Origin of the sequence: Pseudomonas sp. CHM02, assembly GCF_000612585.1 — a bacterium.
GTDB lineage: Bacteria > Pseudomonadota > Gammaproteobacteria > Pseudomonadales > Pseudomonadaceae > Aquipseudomonas.
In genome coordinates this window covers 59,458-79,682 of the sequence record NZ_JFCA01000019.1, presented here as the reverse complement: position 1 = coordinate 79,682, position 20,225 = coordinate 59,458, and the positions used below count along the sequence as shown (strand labels likewise).

Genomic DNA, 20,225 nt, shown 5'->3' with positions numbered 1-20,225 from the left:
TGAGGGGGGCAAAGTGCGTGTGGCCGTGGCGCCAGGCCACGGCCACAAAGGCTATCAGCGCTTGGTGTTGGAACGGATGTTCCAGCCAAACTTGATCGCGCCGCCGTCTTTGGTGCCGTCGGCTTTCTGCGGCTGGTAGTCGACCATCACTTGGGCGAAGTTCAGGGTGACGTTCTCGGTCAGGCGGTCATCGGTGCCCGAACCACCCGTGCTCAGCGAGGTGACCAGCACTTCTTCCAGGTTGATCACCATGTACTCGACCTGGCTTTCGCCGCCGGCCTTGCGCACGGTCAGCTTGACCTTGTCGATGTGCTTGCCGCTGGCGCAGTGCATCATCAGGTTCGGCGAGGCCTTGTCGACGTACTTGGTCAGCGACAGGTCCTGGATATTCACCTTGCCCGCGCCGCCGCCACCGCCCACGTGCATGTTGCCGGACTGGGCCATGCCCCAGCTCCAGTTCAGCACGTCGATTTCGTCCTTGTGGGCCTTGTCCATGGACTCGCCCTTGATGTCGCCGATCTTGATGAAAATATCAACAGCCATGTTTTCTCCCTGTGTGGACTCAGCCACGATATTTGTTTAAGCCCAATGGGCAATGCTGTTCTGTGGGAGCTGGCTTGCCTGCGATTGCGTCGCCGCGGTCTGACTGGCAGACCGCGTCGCGTGCATCGCGGGCAAGCCCGGCTCCCACAGAAGAGCCGGCTCATTCGTGGTTACGCGCTTTTCGCCGAAGGCAGCTTCGATACCAGGCGCAGCGACACTGTCAGCCCTTCAAGCTGGTAGTGCGGGCGCAGGTAGAACTTGGAGTTGTAGTAACCCGGGTTGCCTTCCACTTCTTCCACGATCACTTCGGCGGCCGCCAATGGGTGCTGGGCCTTGGTGGTTTCGGTGGAGTGCGCAGGGTCACCGTCCACGTAGTTGAGGATCCAGTCCTGCAACCAGCGCTGCATCTCGTCCTTCTCTTTGAAGGAGCCGATTTTGTCGCGCACGATGCACTTCAAGTAGTGGGCGAAACGGCAGGTGGCGAACAGGTACGGCAGGCGCGCGGCCAGGTTGGCGTTGGCGGTGGCGTCCGGGTCATCGTATTCGGCCGGTTTCTGCAACGACTGGGCGCCAATGAACGCGGCGAAGTCGGTGTTTTTCTTGTGCAGCAGCGGCATGAAACCGTTCTTCGCCAGCTCCGCTTCACGGCGGTCGCTAATAGCGATTTCGGTCGGGCATTTCATGTCCACGCCACCGTCATCGGTAGGGAATGTGTGGGCCGGCAGGTTTTCCACTTCGCCGCCGGACTCGATGCCACGGATGCGCGAGCACCAGCCGTAATGCTTGAACGAGCGGTTGATGTTCACCGCCATCGCGTACGCGGCGTTGGCCCAGGTGTACTTGGAACTGTCGGCACCGTCGGTGTTTTCTTCGAAGGCGAACGCTTCCACCGGATCCGTCTTGGCGCCGTACGGCAGGCGCGCCAGGAAGCGCGGCATGGTCAGGCCGATGTAGCGCGAGTCTTCCGATTCACGCAGCGAACGCCAGCCCGCGTATTCCGGGGTGGTGAAGATCTTGGTCAGGTCGCGCGGGTTCGACAGTTCCTGCCACGAGCCCATGCCCATCACAGTCGGCGACGCCGCAGCGATGAACGGGGAGTGCATGGCGGCGCAGACTTTCGACAGCTCGCCCAGCAGTTCCACGTCGGGTGGCGACTGATCGAAGTAGTAGTCGCCCACCAGGCAGCCGTAGGGCTCGCCGCCGAACTGGCCGTATTCTTCTTCGTACATCTTCTTGAAGATCGGGCTCTGGTCCCACGCAGTGCCCTTGAATTTCTTCAGGGTCTTGTGCAAGTCCGGCTTGGAGATGTTGAGCACGCGGATCTTCAGCTGCTCATCGCTCTCGGTGTTGTTGACCAGGTAGTGCAGGCCACGCCAGGCGCTTTCCAGCTGCTGGAAATCCTGATGATGGATGATCTGGTTGACCTGCGCGGTCAGCTTGGCGTCGATGGCGGCGATGATCGATTCGATCGACTTGATCGCGTCATTGGATACCAGGTCGGTTTGCGCCAGGGCCTGTTCGGCCAAGGTGCGCACAGCGGTTTCCACGGCTTCGCGGGCACGCTCGGTCTTGGGCTTGAACTCTTGCAGCAGCAGGTTCGCGAACTCGCTGGCTTCTTCGGTGGCACCCAGGATCTGGGAGCCTTCGCGGGCGGTATTGTCAGTCATGATTACTGGTCCCCTGCAGGCTTGGGCGCGCTGGCAAGTGCCTGGAGCAATGCCGGGTCCTTGATCGCCTTCATGATGATTTCTTCAGCGCCGGTCTTGCCGTCCATGTAGGTCAGCAGGTTGGCCAGCTGGGTGCGGGCTTCGAGCAGTTGGTTCAGCGAGTCGACTTTGCGCGCCACGGCGGCCGGGCTGAAGTCGTCCATGCTTTCGAAGGTGATGTCCAGGCTCAGGTTGCCTTCGCCGGTCAGTTCGTTGGGTACGTGGAACGCCACGCGCGGCTGCATGGCCTTGAGGCGCGAGTCGAAGTTGTCGACGTCCACTTCAAGGAACTTGCGGTCGGCCACCGGCGCCAAAGGCTCGGCAGGCTTGCCGGCGAGGTCGGCCATCACACCCATCACGAAGGGCAGCTGGACCTTTTTCTCGGCGCCGTAGAGCTCGACGTCGTACTCGATCTGCACTCGAGGCGCGCGGTTGCGCGCGATGAATTTCTGAGAACTTTGCTTCGCCACGTTGCTGCTCCTGGTCGCTTGAGCGACGGTGTTGTTACTGCGCAGTCGGGCGGCTTACTCGCCGTCCGGCCCACGCAGGTTTTCAAATTGGGACATGCCGTCGGGAATCAGATTGCGCACGATGGCCGCGAAGTCGGCGTGCACCAGATTCTTGGCCCGGTTCAACAGCACCGGCAGCGGGCTCGAAGGCTCGTGCCGGGTGTAGTACGCAAGGATCTTGTCGAGGCTGCGCAGCACATCGTCGCGGCTGGCGATATCGCCAACGGGGCGCGGTGCTGCGGGGGCGGCGGCGAAGTCGACCGAGGGGGCATTGTCTTCACTGACGGCCTCGGGTTCGCTGCTGCCGGCGGTGCCTGGCACCGCTTGATTGAGTATCTGCAACGCTTGCTTGAGCGGTTGCTTCAAGGCACTGAGGTCTACGCCCTGGGCGGAACCGACCTGATCGTTGACCTGTTGTTCGATGGCTTCGCACGCCGCACGCGCTGCAATCAGGGCGTCGCGAGTGGCTTGCAGTTGCTCGGGGTCGCTGTCGAGGAACGCAGCGTTGAGCTGCTGGGTGCCGAGTTGTTCATCGGGGAAGCTCAACAGGCCGCTGGCGTTGAGCGCCGCGCGCAGGGTCACCGGGCCGAAGGTACGTGAGCGTGTGAGGATGCTTTCGCGCAGCAGGCGGATGTTGGTGTCGCAGGTCAGGCCGGTGAGGGCGTTGATGCGTACGGTGGGGTCGTTATCGTCGTCGGCATCCAGGCGCGGGTGCAGGTCGGCCCAGTAGTCGCGCAGCAGGGCGTCGATCAGCGTCAGCGCTTCTGCAAGGCCGGCCACACCCTGGAGAGCGAGGGCGCTTTGCAGCAGGAAATGGGTGATGCGCAGGTCTTTGCTGCGTGCGAGCAAGTCGAGGCTTTGCTGCTGGATGCTGCGCCATTCCGGCGGTTCAGCGGGCAGGATGGAGTCGCCCATGCTGCGCTCGGGTTGGCCCTTGGCATCACGCTCCAATTGCAGAAATTGCGCGTCATATTCCATGTCTTCGCCACAGGGCGAAGTCGCGGAAACGGCGGTGAGCAGCAACGGCACATCCACTGAATTTGATCTCCCTATCAGCCCGTTAGATGGCGGGCAATTCATGCATTAGTTGCGCGAGGAACTTTGCATGTTTCTTGGTCATATAAGTAAGATGCCACTAATGTGCCATCACTGGTATTCAAGAAGTTGTGCATTTTTGGTGTAGTACTTATGCCTTGTCAAGGTAAGCTATTCGCCCTCTGTGACAGATGTGCGGTGCTTAACAACCTGCGCGACTGGTGGGTCGAACGACGCACCGGGACAGGATTTTTGTCATAGAGCCCAGTTAAGATCAGCGATCATGCTGGCATTGGCAGGTTTTGGACGGTCGATTGCTCGACCTGATGGGGATGTCTCGGGAGGCGCTGTCCCGGGAATCGACCGCGCGCGAAGTATCAGCAAGGAGGCAAGATGTCGCTGTGTTTGACTATCACTAGTTATCACAAGATTACCCCTGGGCAATGCTCCGAAAAGTCCATGAACCAGGGCGCGATGGCTATCGGCCGCAGCTCGGATAATGACTGGGTATTGCCTGACCCAGAGCGCCTGGTCTCCTCACAACATTGCGTTATTCAATACAAAGAGGGTCGTTATTATTTAACCGATAACAGCACCAATGGTGTGGAGTTGGTTAAATCCGGTATTCGCATGCGCCGGGGTAATAGCGAGCTGCTGCAAGATGGTGAACTGATCCGTATCGGCGATTACGAGATCCAGGCACGCATCGACTTCAACGTGCAGGCCGTCGACAGCCAGCCGTTTGCCGGCGATTCGCCGAACAGTTTCGAAGCGCTGATGGGCGCCGTGGTGAACAAGCCCACGCCTGTGCCCGTGATCGCGCCGCAGTTTCAGGGTGCGTCTTCGATGGACACGCTGCCGGACCTGTTTGATTTCCTCAGCCCCACCGCCGTGCCGCCGCCGACCGTGCCGGACCACGTGCCTTCCGAGCAACACGACTTCCGCCCACCGACGCCGGTCGCCGTGCCTGTGGCCGAGACGCCCGTCGTATCGGGGTCGGTGATTCCCGAAGACTGGGACCTGTTTGGCGACACGTCAGCGCCCGTTGCCAGTGCGCCGCCGCCACCACCCCCACCGCCGATCATTCAGCCGCCACCTGCGGTCGAGCCGGCGCTCCCCGTGGCAGACAGCCGACAGCCCGATCTTCTGCAAGCCTTCCTGCGCGGCGCAGGCCTTGACCAATTGCGCCTGGACAAGGCCCAGGCAGAGGCCCAGATGGAAAACATCGGCCGCAGCTACCGCCTGATGGTCGAAGGCCTGATCGACGTGTTGCGTGCACGCGCCAGCCTCAAGGGCGAGTTCCGCATGCAGCAGACGATGATCCAGCCGGCGGAAAACAATCCGTTGAAGTTCGCCCCGAATGCCGATGAAGCGTTACTGCTTTTGCTTCGCCACGGCAACCAGGCGTTTATGGCACCGGACCTCGCGGTACGCGACAGTTTCAATGATCTGCGCGCCCACCAGTTGGCAGTGATGGCCGGGGTGGAAGCAGCGATCAAGCACTTGCTCAGCCGCTTCGAGCCAGCGCAGTTGGAAGAACGCATGGGCAAGCCCGGCGGGCTGTCGAGCCTTTTCAATGGCTCGCGCCAGGCCCAGTACTGGCAGCAGTTCACCGAGCTCTACAGCAATATTTCCCGCGAGGCCCAGGAAGACTTCCAGGACCTGTTCGGCCGCGAATTCAGCCGGGCCTACGAAGAACACAGCGCACGACAGCGTCGGTAAAACCGCGCCGCAACACATGGATTAACGGATAGCTAAATACGTCATTGAGGACGCAGGATGATTCCCAGGTTTTTACTCGCAGTCGCCACCTTGCTGCTGCTGACGGCGTGTGCCAAAGATGCCGCCAAACCCGAAACAGCCGCCGAGGCCGACGCGGATACCGCCGCCGTCGAGCTGCACTTTCATGCGATCAGCGGGCTTAACCCCGGTGCCAACGGCCAGGCTGCCCCCGTGCGGGTGCGTATCTTCGAACTGAAAAACGCCGCCACCTTCGCCCGTTCCGATTACTTCGCCCTGGCTGACCGGGCGCAATCGACCCTGGGCCTGGACCTGCTGGACCAGGACGAAGTGATGGTGCAGCCCGGCGAGCAACTGAGCATCCAGCGCGACCTCGACCCATCCACGCGCCAGATCGGTTTGCTGGTGGGCTATCGCGAGTTGGACCGCGCGCAATGGCGCACGGTGATCAACGTGCCTGCGCGCCAATACACCGAATACCAGATCAGCCTCGATGTGCGTGCCGTGCGCGCCGACGTCGTGGTTTCCCCATCCAGCCCTGCCCAATAAGAAGCAATCGGAGCCCCCATGTCCTGGAACAATCGCGTGGTCTGGTCGGAAGGCATGTTCATCGGAACGCAGCACTTCCAGCAGCATGACCGTTACCTGGAAAACCTGATCGACGCCCGCAGCCGCCCGTTGTCCGCAGGCGCCTGGGGGTTTTCCGAGCTGCTGATCGACCAGGGCCTGCTGGCCCAGGGCAAGCTGGCGATCGTGTCGGCGCGCGGCCTGCTGCCGGACGGTACGCCGTTCAACATCCCCCAGGACGACCTGGCGCCGAGCCCGCTGAATATCGATGACAACCTGCGCGACGGCCTGGTGTACCTGGCGCTGCCGCTCAAGCGTGCCGGCGCCCGCGATACCGTGGATGAAGGCGAGGCCCTGGAAGCGGCGCGTTACGTGAGCCAGGTGCGCGAAGTGCGCGACGACAACGCACCGTTCGAAAACCGCGCCCCGGTGGCCGTGGGCTCCCGTGCCCTGCGCCTGCTGACCGCCCAGGATGGCATCAGCGATTACGCCGCCATCGGCCTGGTGCGCATCAAGGAAAAGCGCGCCGACCGTGCGCTGGTGCTCGACGATACGTACATCCCGCCGGTGCTGGATGTCGCCGCGAGCAAACCGCTGACCGCGTTTCGCAGCGAACTGTTCGGCCTGCTGCACCAGCGTGGCGAAGCCCTGGCGGGGCGCGTGGTCGCGTCGGGCGCCGGTGGCGCGTCGGAGATTGCCGACTTCATGCTGCTGCAACTGGTCAACCGCGCCCAACCGCTGATCCAGCATTTGAGCCAGTTGAGCCCGCTGCACCCGGAGCGTTTTTTCAGCGAGCTGGTGAGCCTGGCCGGTGAGTTCTCGACCTTCTCGACTTCGGGCCGTCGCCCCCAGGAATACCCGCAATACCAGCACGACGACCTGGCCCTGAGCTTTGCCCCGGTGATGGCCGCGCTGCGTGAAGCGCTGTCGATGCTGATCGACAGCAAGGCCACGCCAATCCCGATTGTCGAGAAAGCCTACGGCGTGCACGTGGCGATGCTGGCCGACAAGACCCTGCTCGACAACGCCAGTTTCATCCTGGTGGTGCGTGCCGATGTCCCCGGCGAAACCCTGCGCGCGCGCTTCGGCCAGCAGAGCAAGGTTGGCTCGGTGGAGCACATCCGCGACCTGGTCAACCTGCAACTGCCGGGCATCAGCCTGTTGCCTCTGCCGGTGGCGCCACGCCAACTGCCGTACCACGCAGGCTCCACCTATTACGAGCTGGATCGCGGCAGCGAGGCCTGGCAACAGCTGGGCAACTCCGGTGGCTTCGCTTTCCACATCGCCGGGCAGTTCCCGGGCTTGAACCTGGCCTTCTGGGCGATCCGAGGATAATCCGCGATGCATCCCAATGATGATGACCGCACCCAGTTCATGCCGCGTCCGGGTGGCCGGGCGCCGGAACCTGTGCGTGCCGAACCTTCGCCTTTGGCCATGCCGGCCGCGCCGATGCTCACCGGCAAGAGCCAGGGCCTCAACCCGCTGGAAAGTGCCGCCGGCCCCTTGCTGGCATTGCTGACGCGCCTGCGCAACACCATCGCCCACCCGGCACCCGCTAGCCTGCGCGCGCAGTTATTGGCCTACCTGCGCCAGTTCGAAGAGCGCGCCGAAGCGGCCGGCATTGCGCGCAACGAAGTGCTGCTGGCCCGTTACGCGTTGTGCACCGCGCTGGATGAAGCAGTGTTGAGCACGCCCTGGGGCAGCACCAGTGATTGGGGCAAGCAGAGCCTGCTGATCACCGTGCATAACGAAGCCTGGGGCGGTGAAAAAGTCTTCCAGTTGCTCGACCACTGCCTGCAAAGCCCGCGGGAACGCCTGTACCTGCTGGAGCTGTTGTACCTGTGCATGTGCCTGGGTTTCGAAGGCCGCTACCGCGTGATGAACGACGGTCGCAGCCAGTTGGAAACCCTGCGCGAACGCACCGCCGCCGCCATTCGCAGTGCGCGGGGTGAACATGAGCGTGAGCTGTCGCCGCACTGGCGTGGGGTGACCGTGGCCCGTGATCGCCTGGCGCAATTCATGCCGCCGTGGATCGCCGTGGCCATCGGCTTGGCGTTGTTGCTGGCGTTGCTGTTCGGCTTGCGCATGAAGCTGGCGTCGGATGCCGAGCCGGTGTTCAAGAATATCCATGCCCTGGGCGAGATCCCGGTGCAGGCCATCGACCGTCCGGTGGCGCAGCCCAAAGTCATCGAGCGCCCGCGCCTGGCCGGCTTCCTGGTGGAAGACATCAAGGCTGGGCGTGTCGCCGTGGAAGATGCGGTCGACCGTTCGGTGGTCACCATCCGTGGCGATGAACTGTTTGCGTCCGCCAGCTCCAGCATCGTCGATGACTACCAGCCACTGATGCTGCGCATCGCCGACGCCATCCGCAAGGTCAAGGGCCAGGTGCGGGTGACCGGGCACAGCGACAACCGCCCGATTGCCACGCTGCGCTTCCCGTCCAACTGGGCGCTGTCCGAAGCGCGGGCCAAGTCGGTGCTGGAAATCCTCGCGGCCAAGACCGGCCAGGCGGACCGCTTCAGCGCCGAGGGCCGAAGCGACACCGAGCCGGTGGCGACCAACGCCACCGCCGAAGGCCGTGCCCGCAATCGTCGGGTTGAAATCACCGTACTGGCGGAGGGCGTCGAGTGAAGGCGTTTTTCAGTTTCATGATTCGCTGGGTGATCCCCGTGCTGGGCCTGATCGCCCTGAGCCTGATCATCTGGTTTGTCGGGCCGTTGCTCGATGTGCTGGTGCCGGAAGGCCGGCGTTGGGCGCTGATCATCCTGGTGTTCGCGGTGTGGCTCGCCTACCGCGTTTTCCGCATCATCCAGGCCCGTCGCCAGGCCGCCGAAGTGATGCGCAGCCTGGCCGCCGAAACCCCGGCCGACCCCAACAGCGTCGCCACCGCCGAAGAACTCACCACCCTGCGCCAGCGCATGGACGAGGCCCTGGCGCTGCTGAAAAAGGCCAAACTGGGTGGCGATGAACGCCGCAACCTCTACGAGTTGCCGTGGTACGTGATCATCGGCCCACCGGGTTCGGGCAAGACCACGGCGCTGGTCAACTCCGGCCTGCACTTCCCGCTGGCCGCGCAGTTGGGCGCCGGCGCCGTGCGTGGTGTTGGCGGCACGCGTAACTGCGATTGGTGGTTTACCGATCAGGCTGTGTTGCTCGACACCGCTGGGCGCTACACCACCCAGGACAGCAACTCCACGGTGGATAAAGCCGCGTGGCTGGGCTTCCTCGACCTGCTGAAAAAGCAGCGCTCGCGCCGCCCGATCGATGGCGCTTTTATCGCCATCAGCCTGTCGGACCTGTTGCTGGGCACCGACGCCGAGCGCGCCGCCCATGCCGCGGCCATCCGCCTGCGTATCCAGGAGCTGTACACCCAACTGGGCGTGCGCTTCCCGATCTACCTGATGCTGACCAAGCTCGACCTGGTGCCGGGCTTCATGGAGTTCTTCGACAACCTGAGCAAGGAAGAGCGCGCCCAGGTGTGGGGCATGACCTTTACCCTGGACGACGGCAAGAACAGCGACAGCCCGCTGGCGCACCTGCAAAGTGAGTTCGCCGGCCTGGAACAGCGTCTCAACGAACGCCTGGTGGAACGCCTGCAACAGGAACGCGACCCGGCGCGGCGCGACCTGATCTACGGCTTCCCACAGCAGTTCGGCGCGTTGAAGGATTGCCTGCAAAGCTTCCTCGAAGGCGTGTTCAAGCCCAATGCCTTTGAAGAGCGCGTGTTGCTGCGCGGTGTGTATTTCACCAGCGGCACCCAGGAAGGCAGCCCGATCGACCGCCTGATCGGTGCGATGGCCCAGAGCATGAACCTGGACCGCCAGCACCTGGCGCGCCAGAGCGGCACCGGGCGCAGTTACTTCATCGAAAAACTTTTCACTGCGGTGGCCTTTGCCGAGCGCGGCCTGGTCGGTGTGAACCCGAAGGTCGAGCGTCGACGCAAGTGGATTGCGCGCGGGGTGCTGGCCGCCACCGTGGCGCTGGTCGTGGTGGTCAGCGGCCTATGGTGGGTGAGTTACCGTGCCAACCAGGCGTATATCGCCCAGGTCGACCAGAAGGTCGCGCCGCTGGGCCAGACTGTGCAGAACCTGAGCCCGGCGCAGCGTGAAGTCCTCGCCGTATTGCCGTTGCTCAACGCCGTGAAGAACCTGGCGGGCGACTCGCCGAGCTGGTCCGAGGGCCTGGGGCTGTACCAGGGCGACATGCTCGAAGCCGAGTCGGCGAGTGTCTACCGCAAGCTGTTGATCGCGGTGTTCGCGCCACGCCTGGTGACGCGCATTGAAGAGCAACTGCACGGCGGCGGCAATTCCGACTTCCTCTACGAAGGCCTCAAGGCTTACTTGATGCTGGCGGATACCGAGCATTACGACCCGGACTTCATCAAGGCCTGGATCGCTCTCGACTGGGACCGCAACCTGCCACGCGACCTGCCGGCCGATCAGCGCCAGGCACTGGCCGGGCACTTGCAGTCGTTGTTCGAGCGCCATCCGCCGAATGCACGCCTCGACCCGCGCTTGATCGATGACCTGCGCCGTCAGTTGCAACAACTGCCGGTGGCCCAGCGTGTGTATGACCGGGTCAAGCGCCAGAAACTGCCCGAAGGCATCCCGGACTTCCGCATCAACGAAGCCGCCGGTCGTGACGCCGCGCTGGTGTTCAGCCGCAAGAGTGGCAAGCCGCTGGGCGAGCCGCTGAGTGGGTTCTTCACCGCCAAGGGCTATCGCCAGGCATTCCTGCTGAGCAGCCTGAACCAGACCGGCACCCTCGCTGAAGAGCAATGGGTGCTGGGCCAGGCGCAGGCCGACCAGCAGAACGTGGTGAGCCTGGCTGCCGATGTGCGCCGTCTGTACTTTCAGGATTACCAGCGCCAGTGGGATGCTTTGCTGGCGGACATCGACTTCGTGCCGATCACCAGCGTGGCCCAGGCGGCCGACGTACTGCGGGTGATTTCCGGCCCGACCTCACCGCTGAAAAAACTGCTGGTGGCGGTGGCCAAGGAAACCGACCTGCAAGCCGAAGAACGCCAACTGGCCGCCAAAGGCGTGCCGGTAGAAGGTGGCGTCGACAAGCTCAAGGAGCGCCTGGGCAGCCTGCTCGGCCAGGAACAACCGACCGCGAATGCGCCCGCTGCGGCGGACGATCCGGTAACCGCGCACTTTGCCGAACTCAACGGCATTGTCAGCAAGAACGAAGGCGAGCCGGCGGCCATCGATGGCCTGCTCACCGACATGAACGCGCTGTATGTGCAGGTCAGCGCCATGGTCGGCGCGAGCGGCGACGCGTTGCTCGGTGAGGCGAAGAACCAGGCGGCGGCTGCGGCCACGCGGGTCAGCCTGAATGCCGAGCGTCAGCCACCGTTGGTGCAGGGCATGGTCAAGTCGGTGGTCAATTCCACCACCAACAGCATGATGGGCGGCGTGCGTAACCAGTTGAACGCGGCGTGGGTCAGCGAAGTGGTCAACGTGTATCGCCAGTCGCTGGCCGGGCGTTACCCGATGTCGCCGGGCAGCGCGCGGGATGCCACCCTGGATGACTTCGGTCAGTTCTTCGGCGTGGGCGGGGTGATGGACAACTACTTCCGCAAATACCTGCAACCTTACGTGGACACCTCCGCGCAGACCTGGCGCTGGCAGCCGGGTGCCGCGCAGAAGCTCGGGATTGCACCGGGCGTGCTGCAGACCTTCCAGCGTGCCGCGGCTATTCGTGACGCGTTCTTTAGAGCGGGGGGCACCCAGCCGATTGTGCGGTTCGAACTCAAGCCGGTGTCGATGGACCCGACCATCACCCAGTTCCTGCTGGACCTGGACGGCCAGCAATTGAGCTACGACCACGGCCCCAGCCGCCCGGTGGCAATGCAGTGGCCGAACCCTGGCAGCATTGGCGTGGTGCGTATCTCCATCATGCCGCCGTCGGCCAGTGGCCGTTCGGGTGTGACCCTGGACGGGCCGTGGGCCTGGTTCCGCTTGCTGGAACAGTCGGACCTCACCGCTGGTAATTCGCCGGACCGTTTCAACCTGCGCCTGCGCGTCGACGGTGCGAGCATCGCCTACGAGCTGCGTGCCAACAGCGCCTTCAACCCGTTCAAGAGCCGCGTGCTCAGCGGCTTCAGCCTGCCGGAGCGGCTATGACGACCCTGGGCTTCTACGGCAAGTTGGCCAGCCGCGGTGACTTTGTCAGCCGCGCCTTGCCCCAGAGTTTCATTGGTCCGTGGGACAGCTGGCTGGCGGCGGGTTTGCTCGCCAGTCAGAACAGCCTCGGCGGCGACTGGCTCAACACCTACCTGGTCAGCCCGCTGTGGCGCTTTGTGCTGGCGCCGGGCGTGTGCGGGCCGGACGCGGCGGCAGGCGTGGTGATGCCGAGCATCGATAGGGTGGGGCGCTACTTCCCGCTGGCGGTGGTGGCGTTGCTTGATCACGACACCAATCCTGCCTCCCTGGTGGGCGGGTCGGACACTTGGTTCGAGCAGGCCGAAGCACTGTTGCTCAGCACCCTGGATGCCGGTGCCACCTTCGAAGGCTTCAATGCAGGCCTCGATGGCCTGGGCTTCCCGGCGACTGAGCCGCGCGCGGTAGACAGCCGTTTCGCCGGCCTGCAACGGGTGGCCGCCACCGCGCCGCACCAGCGCATGACCGCCCTCGCCGAACAGGCCTGCGACGGCGCGAGCCTCTGGTGGGGCCGTGGTTCACACCGTATTTCCCCTGGTTTGTTGCGGTGTCAGGGCCTGCCTGCCACCCGCGATTTTGCGCAGTTTTTGCTCGGACAAGAAGGTGTGGTGTAGATGGGGTCGACGTACAAATCCGCGAGCAAAAGCCATGTGGGCATGGTCCGCCAGGTCAACGAAGACGCCTGCCTGGACCTGCAGGAAAATCGCCTGTGGGTAGTGGCCGACGGCATGGGCGGGCATGCGGCGGGGGACTACGTGAGCAGCCTGATCGTCGACAGCCTGCGCAGCGTGCCGGTGGGTCGCTCGCTGGATGAATACACGGCGGCGCTGCGCAACGACCTGCTGCGCATCAACACGGCCGTGCGCGAAGAAACCGCCCACCGTGGCGTGACCATGATGGGCAGCACCGTGGTGCTGTTGGCCGCCCGTGGCCTGCGCGGCGTGTGCCTGTGGGCCGGCGACAGTCGCTTGTACCGCCTGCGTGACGGCGTGCTCGAAGGTATCTCCCGTGACCACAGCTACGTGCAAGACCTGCAAGACAGCGGCCTGCTCAGCGAAGCCGACGCCCGCACGCATCCGCGCGCCAATATCGTCACCCGCGCCATTGGCGTGGAAGCCCACTTGGACCTGGCGGTGGTCGACCTGCTGATCGCCCCCGGTGACAGCTACCTGCTGTGCAGCGACGGCCTGAACAAGACCGTCGAAGACCATGAGATCCGCGAAGTCCTCAGCCACGACGCGCCCGATGAAATCGTGCGCAGCCTGGTGCACCTGGGGCTCAACCGGGGCGCGCCGGACAACATCACCGCCATCGTCGTGAAGGTATCGCCATGAACATCGTCATCCCCGGCTATGACATCGAAGGCGAGATCGGCGAAGGCGCCATGGCCAGCGTGTACCTGGCGACCCAGCGCTCGCTGGAGCGCAAGGTGGCATTGAAGGTGATGGCGGCGGCGCTGGCGGCCGACCCGAGTTTTTGCGAGCGCTTCCTGCGCGAGGGCAAGACCCTGGCGCGCTTGTCGCATCCGCACACGGTGACTATCCATGACATCGGCAACGTCGGTGAGCTGTACTACATGGCCATGGAATACCTGCCCAACGGCACGCTCAAGGAGCGCATCGCTGCCGGGCTGACGCCGGAGCAGGGCGTGACGCTGATCCGCCAGATCGCCTCGGCGCTCGGTTATGCCCATGCCCAAGGGCTGGTGCACCGCGATGTGAAACCGGCGAACATTCTGTTTCGCGCCGATGGCACGGCGGTACTGTCCGACTTCGGTATTGCCAAGTCGCTGGATGATCGCACCCAGTTCACCCAGGCCGGGTTTGCCGTGGGCACGCCGAGCTACATGAGCCCGGAGCAGGCGCGGGGCCAGGAGATTGATGGTCGTGCCGACCTGTATGCGTTGGGCGTGGTGCTGTATGAAATTCTCGTCGGCAAACTGCCGTATAGCGGCACCGATGCGCTGTCCACGGCGCTGGCGCACCTGACCGAGCCGTTGCCGGAACTGCCGGTGCACCACGGCCGTTATCAGGAGGTGCTGCGCAAGCTGTTGGCCAAGGACCCGGCGGAACGTTTCCCGGACGCGGCGGCGTTGCTGGCGGCGCTGGATAACCTGCCGGCAGAGTCGCCGGAGGCCACCCTGGTGCGGCCGCTGCCTATCCCGCTGAGCTTCGACCTGGCGGGCATGACCCCGGTCTCCATCGATATTCCGACCGATAAGCCGCAGCCGCAACCTGTCGTGCGCCAGCCCGTGGTGACACCGACGCAACACAACGCCGTCTCCGAACAGCGCCGTGGCCCGGTGTTGGCGCTGGCGGCGGTTGCGGTGGCGGTTGCCTTGGCTATCGGTGGTGCCAGTTACTGGTGGTTGAGTGGCAGCGATGAGCCTGTTGCCAAGCCGCCGGTTGCGGTGGTGCCTACAGTGGCGCCGCCTGCGCCCGACGTCGATGGCGGCCAGCGTCCGTTGCTGATGGCGGGCAAGAAGACCCTGTTCCAGCGCGTCCTGAGCAAGCCGGGCGCCAAGCTGTCGAGCGAGGCCGGCAGTGCGCCGGGCAAAGCCCTGCCGGCGTTCTCGGTGCTCTACGTTTACCAGCGCAAGGACGTCGACGGCAGCCCGTGGGTGCGTGTGGGTGCCGCCACCGATGGGCGCAGCGACGGTTGGTTGCCTGCGTCGCAAGTCAGCGACTGGAAACAGAGCCTGGTGCTCAAATTCACCGAGCGCTCGGGCCGGGCGCCGGTGATGTTCCTGCGCCAATCCGGCGAAGTGGAAAAACTGCTGGCCGACCCGGCTGCCGCCAAAGGCGTCCTGGCCAAGGCGCAGAAAAACAGCGAAGACAACACCCAGATCCTGGCCCTGGAACCGAGCGCCAGCGCGGTGCCGCAGAATCAGTTCTACCTGCTGCCGATCTTCGATTCCAAAGAGAGCTTCGACGAAAACGGCCAGCCGGTGCAGTTGCTCAATGTGGCGTCCATCGACCCTGGCAGCAGCGCGGTCGCCAAGCCCTCGACGCCGGTGATCACTGCCAACGCCGACGCCTTCCGCACGGCCGTGGTGTTGGTGGTGGACACCACCGTGTCGATGCAGCCGTATATCGACCAGGTACGCGACGTGGTGCACGAACTGCAAACACGGATTGCCGAGCGCGGCGAGTTGGACAGTGTCAGCTTCGGCATGGTGGGGTTTCGCAGCAGCATCAAGAAAACCCCCGACCTGGAATACGTGGCCAAGACCTTGATCACCCTCGACCAGGGCCGTGACCCGCAGCGGTTTCTCGACATGGCGCGCCAGGTCAAGGCGTCCACCGTGTCCAGCCATTCCTTCAACGAAGACGCGTTCGCCGGGGTGATGCAGGCGGTGGATGGCATGGATTGGTCCGGCTACGGCGGGCGCATCATCCTGCTGGTCACCGACGCCGGCGCGCTGCGCAAGAACGACCCGTTTGCCGCCACCCAGATGAACGAAGCCGAAGTACGCCAGGCCGCGCTGGGCAAGCAGATCAAGATCTACGCCCTGCACCTGCGCACCGACGCCGGCAAGAAAACCCATGCCGGTGCCGAGAGCCAGTACCGCATCCTGACTGCCGACGCCAACCCGCAGATCGGCGACCTGTACACGGCGGTGCCCGGTGGGGATGTACGCAAGCTCGGCGAACGAGTGGATGAGATCGGCACGGTGTTCGCCAACCTCGTGCACCAGGTGCGCAGCAACACGCCGCAGCCGGTGCCGTTGCTGAACAGTGCACCGAGCCTGGCGGATAAATCCGCAGCCGTCGGCTATGCCATGCACATGGATTTCCTCGGTCGCAAAACCGCGAGCCAGGCGCCGCAACTGGTCAGCGCCTGGACTGCCGACCGCGACTTGACCAACCCGGCGCTGCCGGCGTTCCAGGTGTGCGTGATGCTGACCAAGCTGCAGCTCAACGATCTACAGCAATCGCTGAAACTGATCGTCGACGCGGCACGCAAGACCCAGACTTCGCCCAAGGACTTCTTCCAGGAAATCGCCAGCGCGTCGGCCTACATGAGCCGCGACCCGCAGGCCCTGCGCAAGGGCGGCAACCTGGCCGATGGCGGCATCCTCGGCGAATACCTGGAAGGCCTGCCGTATCGCAGCAAGTCGCTGAACATGACACAGGACCTGTGGTTGTCGTTGAGCGTGGCCGAGCAGGAAGACTTTATCGACGAGCTGGATTCGAAGATCCGCCTCTACGAAACCTTCCACAATGACGTGGCCAACTGGGTCCGTTTCGGCGATGCCGAGCCGGGCGACGCGTTGTACCGCGTGCCGTTGTCGACGTTGCCGTGATGCTGACCCTGAACGCGGTGCACAAGTGCCGGGGCGTCGGTAGCCAGCGCTATAGCCTGGTGATCCCGGCGTTGGCGCTGCGTGCGGGTGAGCAATTGGCGATTGTCGGGCCCAGCGGTTGCGGCAAGAGCACCTTGCTGGATCTGTTGGCGCTGGTGTTGGCGCCGGATCAGGTCGGGCAGTTCGAATTCCATCAGCACGACATCGCCGGGCTGTGGCGCGGCGATCAGCAGTCCGCGCTGGCCGCGTTGCGTAGCCAGCATCTGGGGTATGTGCTGCAAACCGGTGGCCTGTTGGGCTTTCTCGATGTGCGCGGCAATATCGCCTTGTCCCGGCAACTGCTGGGCTTGAAGGACGATGGCTGCGTGGCGCGCCTGGCCGAGCAGTTGGAGATCAGCGACCAGTTGGCCAAGAAGCCGGCGGCGCTCTCGGTGGGCCAGCGCCAGCGTGTCAGCTGTGCCCGCGCCCTGGCCCATGCACCGCAACTGGTGCTGGCGGACGAACCGACGGCGTCCCTCGACCCCTTGAATGCCGAGCGTGTGATGCAGGCATTGCTGGCCCAGGCCCGCGAACACCGTGCGGCCTGTGTGATCGCCACCCATGACGAACCCCTGGCCCGCGCCAGTGGCTTGCAGGTGCGGCGCATCAGTTGCCGCCGCGACACCGACGGCGGCGTCACCGCCACCCTTGGGGAGGCGTGCTGATGCGCATCGGCCTGGTGGCGTCGCTGGCCTGGCAGGACTATCGCAACGATGCCTGGCTGTCCGCCTGTTCGGTGCTCGCGCTGGTGGCGGTGATCGCGCCGCTGCTGGTGTTATTCGGCCTGAAATTTGGACTGGTTAGCAGTTTGACCGAACGTTTGGAGACCGACCCCGCCACCCGTGAAATTATTCCGCTGGGCGGTGGTCGATTCAGCAGCGCATTTATCGGGCAGCTCGGCCAGCGCAGCGATGTGGCGTTTGCGCTGCCGCGTACGCGACAGATTGCGGCGACGGCGCAGGTGGGCTCGCTGGCCCTGGAGATGCTGCCGACCGCGTCGGGTGATCCGTTGCTGGCCGGTCTGCCGGTGCCACAGGGCCTGGACCAGATCGTGCTGAGCCACACCGCCGCCGAGAAGCTTGCGGCGCGGCCAGGCGATTGGCTGGAAACCGGCTTTGCACGGCAAGTGGCGGGGCGCGTGGAAGCCCAGCGCACACGCTTGCAGGTGCTGGCGGTATTGCCGTTGGAAGCCTTTGCCCGTGATGGCTTGTTCGCCGATCTGAAATTGCTGGAGGCGGCGGAAGACTACCGCGACGGCCGTGCAGTGCCAGCGTTGGGTTGGAGTGGTGAGGCGGTGGGGACGAATGAGCAGCGGGTCTACCCGGCGTTCCGCCTGTATGCCCGCGACCTCGCCGACGTCGAGCCGCTGCGGGTGTACTTCGCGGGGCAGAACTTTTTGGTGTCGACCCAGGCACAGACCATCGCGCAGGTGCAGTCGTTGAGCCGCAACCTGTCGATCGTGTTCTGGGTGATCTGCGGGCTGGCGTTGACCGGGGCGTTTGCGGCGATCTTTGCCGGGGCCCTGGCCGCCGTGGCGCGCAAGCGACGGGAATTGTCAGTGCTGCGTCTGCTGGGGTTTTCCACGGGCGGATTGCTGTTGTTCGTGGTGGTGCAGGCGCTGTACAGCGCAGGGCTTGCTGCCGTGCTCAGTGCCGGGCTGTATGGCCTGGCCGAGGCAGCGTTGAATCAGTTATTCGTGCAGGTGCCGGGCGAACACGCCAGTCACCTGCTGGCGCGTCATTACGGCCTGGCCCTGGTTGCAGTCCTCGGCGTCAGCGCCGTGGCGGCGGCTTGCGGTGGTTGGCGAGTGGCGCGGATCCAGGCTTCTGAAGGAATCAGAGATGTATAAGTTACTGGGCGCCTGTGTGGCGCTGACCCTGGCCTCGATGGCCTGGGCCGATGAGGCAAGTGACAAGCTCGACAACCCCAAGCCGCTGGAGGGCGACGTCAGCCTGCCGCTGCCGTGCGAAGGCAACATGGTGTTCCGCTATGCCTACGTGCTGGCCCAAGGCACCCTGGACGACCGCGAAATCAGCCTCGGCTACCCTTTTGCCGAAGGCGAGGCGGGCTACCAGCAGTCGTTTATTTCCGGTTACCGCCGCGATTTCATCAACGGCCAGTTCACCCTCAAGGATCTGCCGAAGGACTGGAGCAAAGTCATCGCGCCGTTGATGCCGAAGACCGACGCCAAGACCCCGCTCAAGCCGATGCTGTACTTCATCGGCAAGTACGAAGTGACCGCGCGCCAGTACGCCCAGGTAATGTCCCAGGCGCAGTCGCTGGCCAGTGGCGAACCTGCGCCGGCATGCGATGCACCGACCGGCATGGCCGGGCGCTTGCCCAAGGTCAAACTGTCGCGCTTCGAAGCCGAGCGCTTCTCGGCGGTGTACAGCGCCTGGTTGATGAAATACCACCGTGAGCTGCTGCCGGTCAGTGGTCGCGGTTCTTCGGCGGATGACGGTGGCCTCGGTTTTGTGCGCCTGCCCACCGAAGTGGAGTGGGAGTTCGCCGCACGCGGTGGCCATGCGGTAAGCCGCCAGGACCTGGAAGGACGCCTGTTCCCCCGACGCGTCGAGGGCAGTGACAGCGACGGCCCGCTCGGCGATTACGCGGTGTTCAACCAGGTCGCCGGCGGCACCGGCCAAGCTGCGCGCCTGATGCCCATCGGCACCAAATTGCCCAACCCGATCGGCCTGTTCGACGCGATCGGCAACGCTGCGGAAATGGTCCAGGAATCCTTTCAACTGGTGCACGCCGGGCGCCGCCAGGGCACCTATGGCGGCTTTGTGGTCAAGGGCGGCAATTACCTCGAGGGCGAGGGCACGCTGTTCACCGGCATGCGCCGCGAGTACCCGCTGTTCGCCGCCGACGGCACCGAGCAAAGCAACGAGACCACCGGTTTCCGCGTGGCGATTGGCGCGCTGTCGGCACCGCGTTCGCGCTACAAGGAGCTGTTCGCCCAGTGGCAGAAAGAGGGCCGCCTGGCGTCGCTGACCGACGCTATCGACGACGTTCAGGACCCGACCAAGCGCCTGGACAGCATCATCGCCGCCAGTATCGATCCCAAGCTGCAAGCCGAGCTGGGGTTGGTCAACGAAGAGCTCAAGCGCAATGTCTCGCTGATCGCCCAGCAACGCGAAGAAGCGGCGGGCAACCTGATCCAGTCGGCCGCGTTGGTGGCCGAGACCATCGCCAACTACAACATCCGCCTGGCCAACCTGCAGAAGAGCCGCCAGCAGGCCCTGGACAACAAGGACGCGGCCAGCGCGCAGCTGTTTGACATGGCCATTACCAATGGTCGCAGCGCCCTCGATGGCGCGGTGGCGATCTATATCGACAACCTGGCCACCGGCACGCGCTACACCGATGCGGTGATCCAGGCGCAGTTTCAACGGATCAAGGAAGAGTTGGATCGCAAGCCGGTGCTCGGCAAGAGCCTGGTGACGCGCGCAACACTGTTCGTTCGCCATGTCGGCAACTACCGCAAGCAACAGCGGGCCGACCCGGCGACGATCTTGAAGGAATTGCTCGCAGCGAGCGGTCAGCGATGAGCGCTGGCTGTATAGCGAGCTTGGAAGGGACTCAGGCGGCGGTGGGCCGTGCTGGGCAAGTCAAA

The 20,225-nt window shown here is 64.2% G+C and carries 15 protein-coding genes; 11 read left to right on the top strand and 4 right to left on the bottom strand.

The window, feature by feature from the left end; genetic code table 11:
* Positions 1 to 54: 54 nt before the first annotated feature.
* The 4 genes from BM70_RS0112815 to tssA all read right to left on the bottom strand — a co-directional run bounded on the left by BM70_RS0112815 (position 55) and on the right by tssA (position 3,793).
* A complete protein-coding gene (locus BM70_RS0112815; RefSeq protein WP_005792512.1) occupies positions 55 to 543 on the bottom strand; it encodes a type VI secretion system tube protein Hcp in 489 nt (162 codons plus the stop codon).
* A 170-nt stretch (positions 544 to 713) separates the two neighbouring features.
* Entirely contained in the window at positions 714 to 2,210 is a 1,497-nt protein-coding gene (gene tssC / locus BM70_RS0112810; RefSeq protein ID WP_010207548.1) for a type VI secretion system contractile sheath large subunit, read from the bottom strand.
* Positions 2,211 to 2,212: 2 nt separating this feature from the next.
* Positions 2,213 to 2,719 carry a type VI secretion system contractile sheath small subunit gene (gene tssB, locus BM70_RS0112805; RefSeq protein WP_010207547.1) on the bottom strand — a complete coding sequence of 169 codons (507 nt, stop codon included), beginning with the start codon at positions 2,717 to 2,719 and terminating at the stop codon, positions 2,213 to 2,215.
* 54 nt (positions 2,720 to 2,773) lie between these two features.
* Positions 2,774 to 3,793 carry a type VI secretion system protein TssA gene (gene tssA / locus BM70_RS0112800; protein WP_025856377.1) on the bottom strand — a complete coding sequence of 340 codons (1,020 nt, stop codon included), beginning with the start codon at positions 3,791 to 3,793 and terminating at the stop codon, positions 2,774 to 2,776.
* Positions 3,794 to 4,186: 393 nt separating this feature from the next.
* Between tssA and tagH the strand changes: the two genes are divergently transcribed.
* From tagH to BM70_RS0112745, 11 genes are read left to right on the top strand one after another with little or no spacing between them, the layout of a single operon-like run.
* Positions 4,187 to 5,515 carry a type VI secretion system-associated FHA domain protein TagH gene (gene tagH, locus BM70_RS0112795; RefSeq protein WP_025856376.1) on the top strand — a complete coding sequence of 443 codons (1,329 nt, stop codon included), beginning with the start codon at positions 4,187 to 4,189 and terminating at the stop codon, positions 5,513 to 5,515.
* A gap of 57 nt (positions 5,516 to 5,572) precedes the next feature.
* Entirely contained in the window at positions 5,573 to 6,082 is a 510-nt protein-coding gene (tssJ, locus tag BM70_RS0112790; RefSeq protein ID WP_025856375.1) for a type VI secretion system lipoprotein TssJ, read from the top strand.
* An 18-nt stretch (positions 6,083 to 6,100) separates the two neighbouring features.
* The gene (gene tssK, locus BM70_RS0112785) at positions 6,101 to 7,435 is read left to right on the top strand and encodes a type VI secretion system baseplate subunit TssK (RefSeq protein ID WP_025856374.1); all 1,335 of its coding nucleotides are present in this window, start codon (positions 6,101 to 6,103) and stop codon (positions 7,433 to 7,435) included.
* A 6-nt stretch (positions 7,436 to 7,441) separates the two neighbouring features.
* Positions 7,442 to 8,731: a DotU family type VI secretion system protein gene (locus tag BM70_RS0112780; RefSeq protein ID WP_025856373.1), complete on the top strand. Its 1,290-nt coding sequence runs from the start codon at positions 7,442 to 7,444 to the stop codon at positions 8,729 to 8,731.
* The gene (tssM, locus tag BM70_RS0112775) at positions 8,728 to 12,228 is read left to right on the top strand and encodes a type VI secretion system membrane subunit TssM (protein WP_025856372.1); all 3,501 of its coding nucleotides are present in this window, start codon (positions 8,728 to 8,730) and stop codon (positions 12,226 to 12,228) included. The genes BM70_RS0112780 and tssM overlap by 4 nt, the downstream gene beginning before the upstream one ends.
* Positions 12,225 to 12,878 carry a type VI secretion system-associated protein TagF gene (tagF, locus tag BM70_RS0112770; RefSeq protein ID WP_025856371.1) on the top strand — a complete coding sequence of 218 codons (654 nt, stop codon included), beginning with the start codon at positions 12,225 to 12,227 and terminating at the stop codon, positions 12,876 to 12,878. Before tssM ends, tagF begins: the two co-directional genes overlap by 4 nt.
* Entirely contained in the window at positions 12,879 to 13,598 is a 720-nt protein-coding gene (locus BM70_RS0112765) for a PP2C family serine/threonine-protein phosphatase (RefSeq protein ID WP_025856370.1), read from the top strand.
* The gene (locus BM70_RS0112760) at positions 13,595 to 16,570 is read left to right on the top strand and encodes a serine/threonine-protein kinase (protein WP_025856369.1); all 2,976 of its coding nucleotides are present in this window, start codon (positions 13,595 to 13,597) and stop codon (positions 16,568 to 16,570) included. Before BM70_RS0112765 ends, BM70_RS0112760 begins: the two co-directional genes overlap by 4 nt.
* Positions 16,570 to 17,274 (top strand): ABC transporter ATP-binding protein, encoded by a 705-nt coding sequence (locus tag BM70_RS0112755; protein WP_025856368.1) that lies wholly within the window; start codon positions 16,570 to 16,572, stop codon positions 17,272 to 17,274. The genes BM70_RS0112760 and BM70_RS0112755 overlap by 1 nt, the downstream gene beginning before the upstream one ends.
* Positions 17,274 to 18,458, top strand: coding sequence for an ABC transporter permease (locus BM70_RS0112750; protein ID WP_025856367.1), 1,185 nt, complete (start codon positions 17,274 to 17,276; stop codon positions 18,456 to 18,458). Before BM70_RS0112755 ends, BM70_RS0112750 begins: the two co-directional genes overlap by 1 nt.
* Positions 18,451 to 20,160: an SUMF1/EgtB/PvdO family nonheme iron enzyme gene (locus tag BM70_RS0112745; RefSeq protein ID WP_025856366.1), complete on the top strand. Its 1,710-nt coding sequence runs from the start codon at positions 18,451 to 18,453 to the stop codon at positions 20,158 to 20,160. Before BM70_RS0112750 ends, BM70_RS0112745 begins: the two co-directional genes overlap by 8 nt.
* Positions 20,161 to 20,225 lie beyond the last annotated feature (65 nt).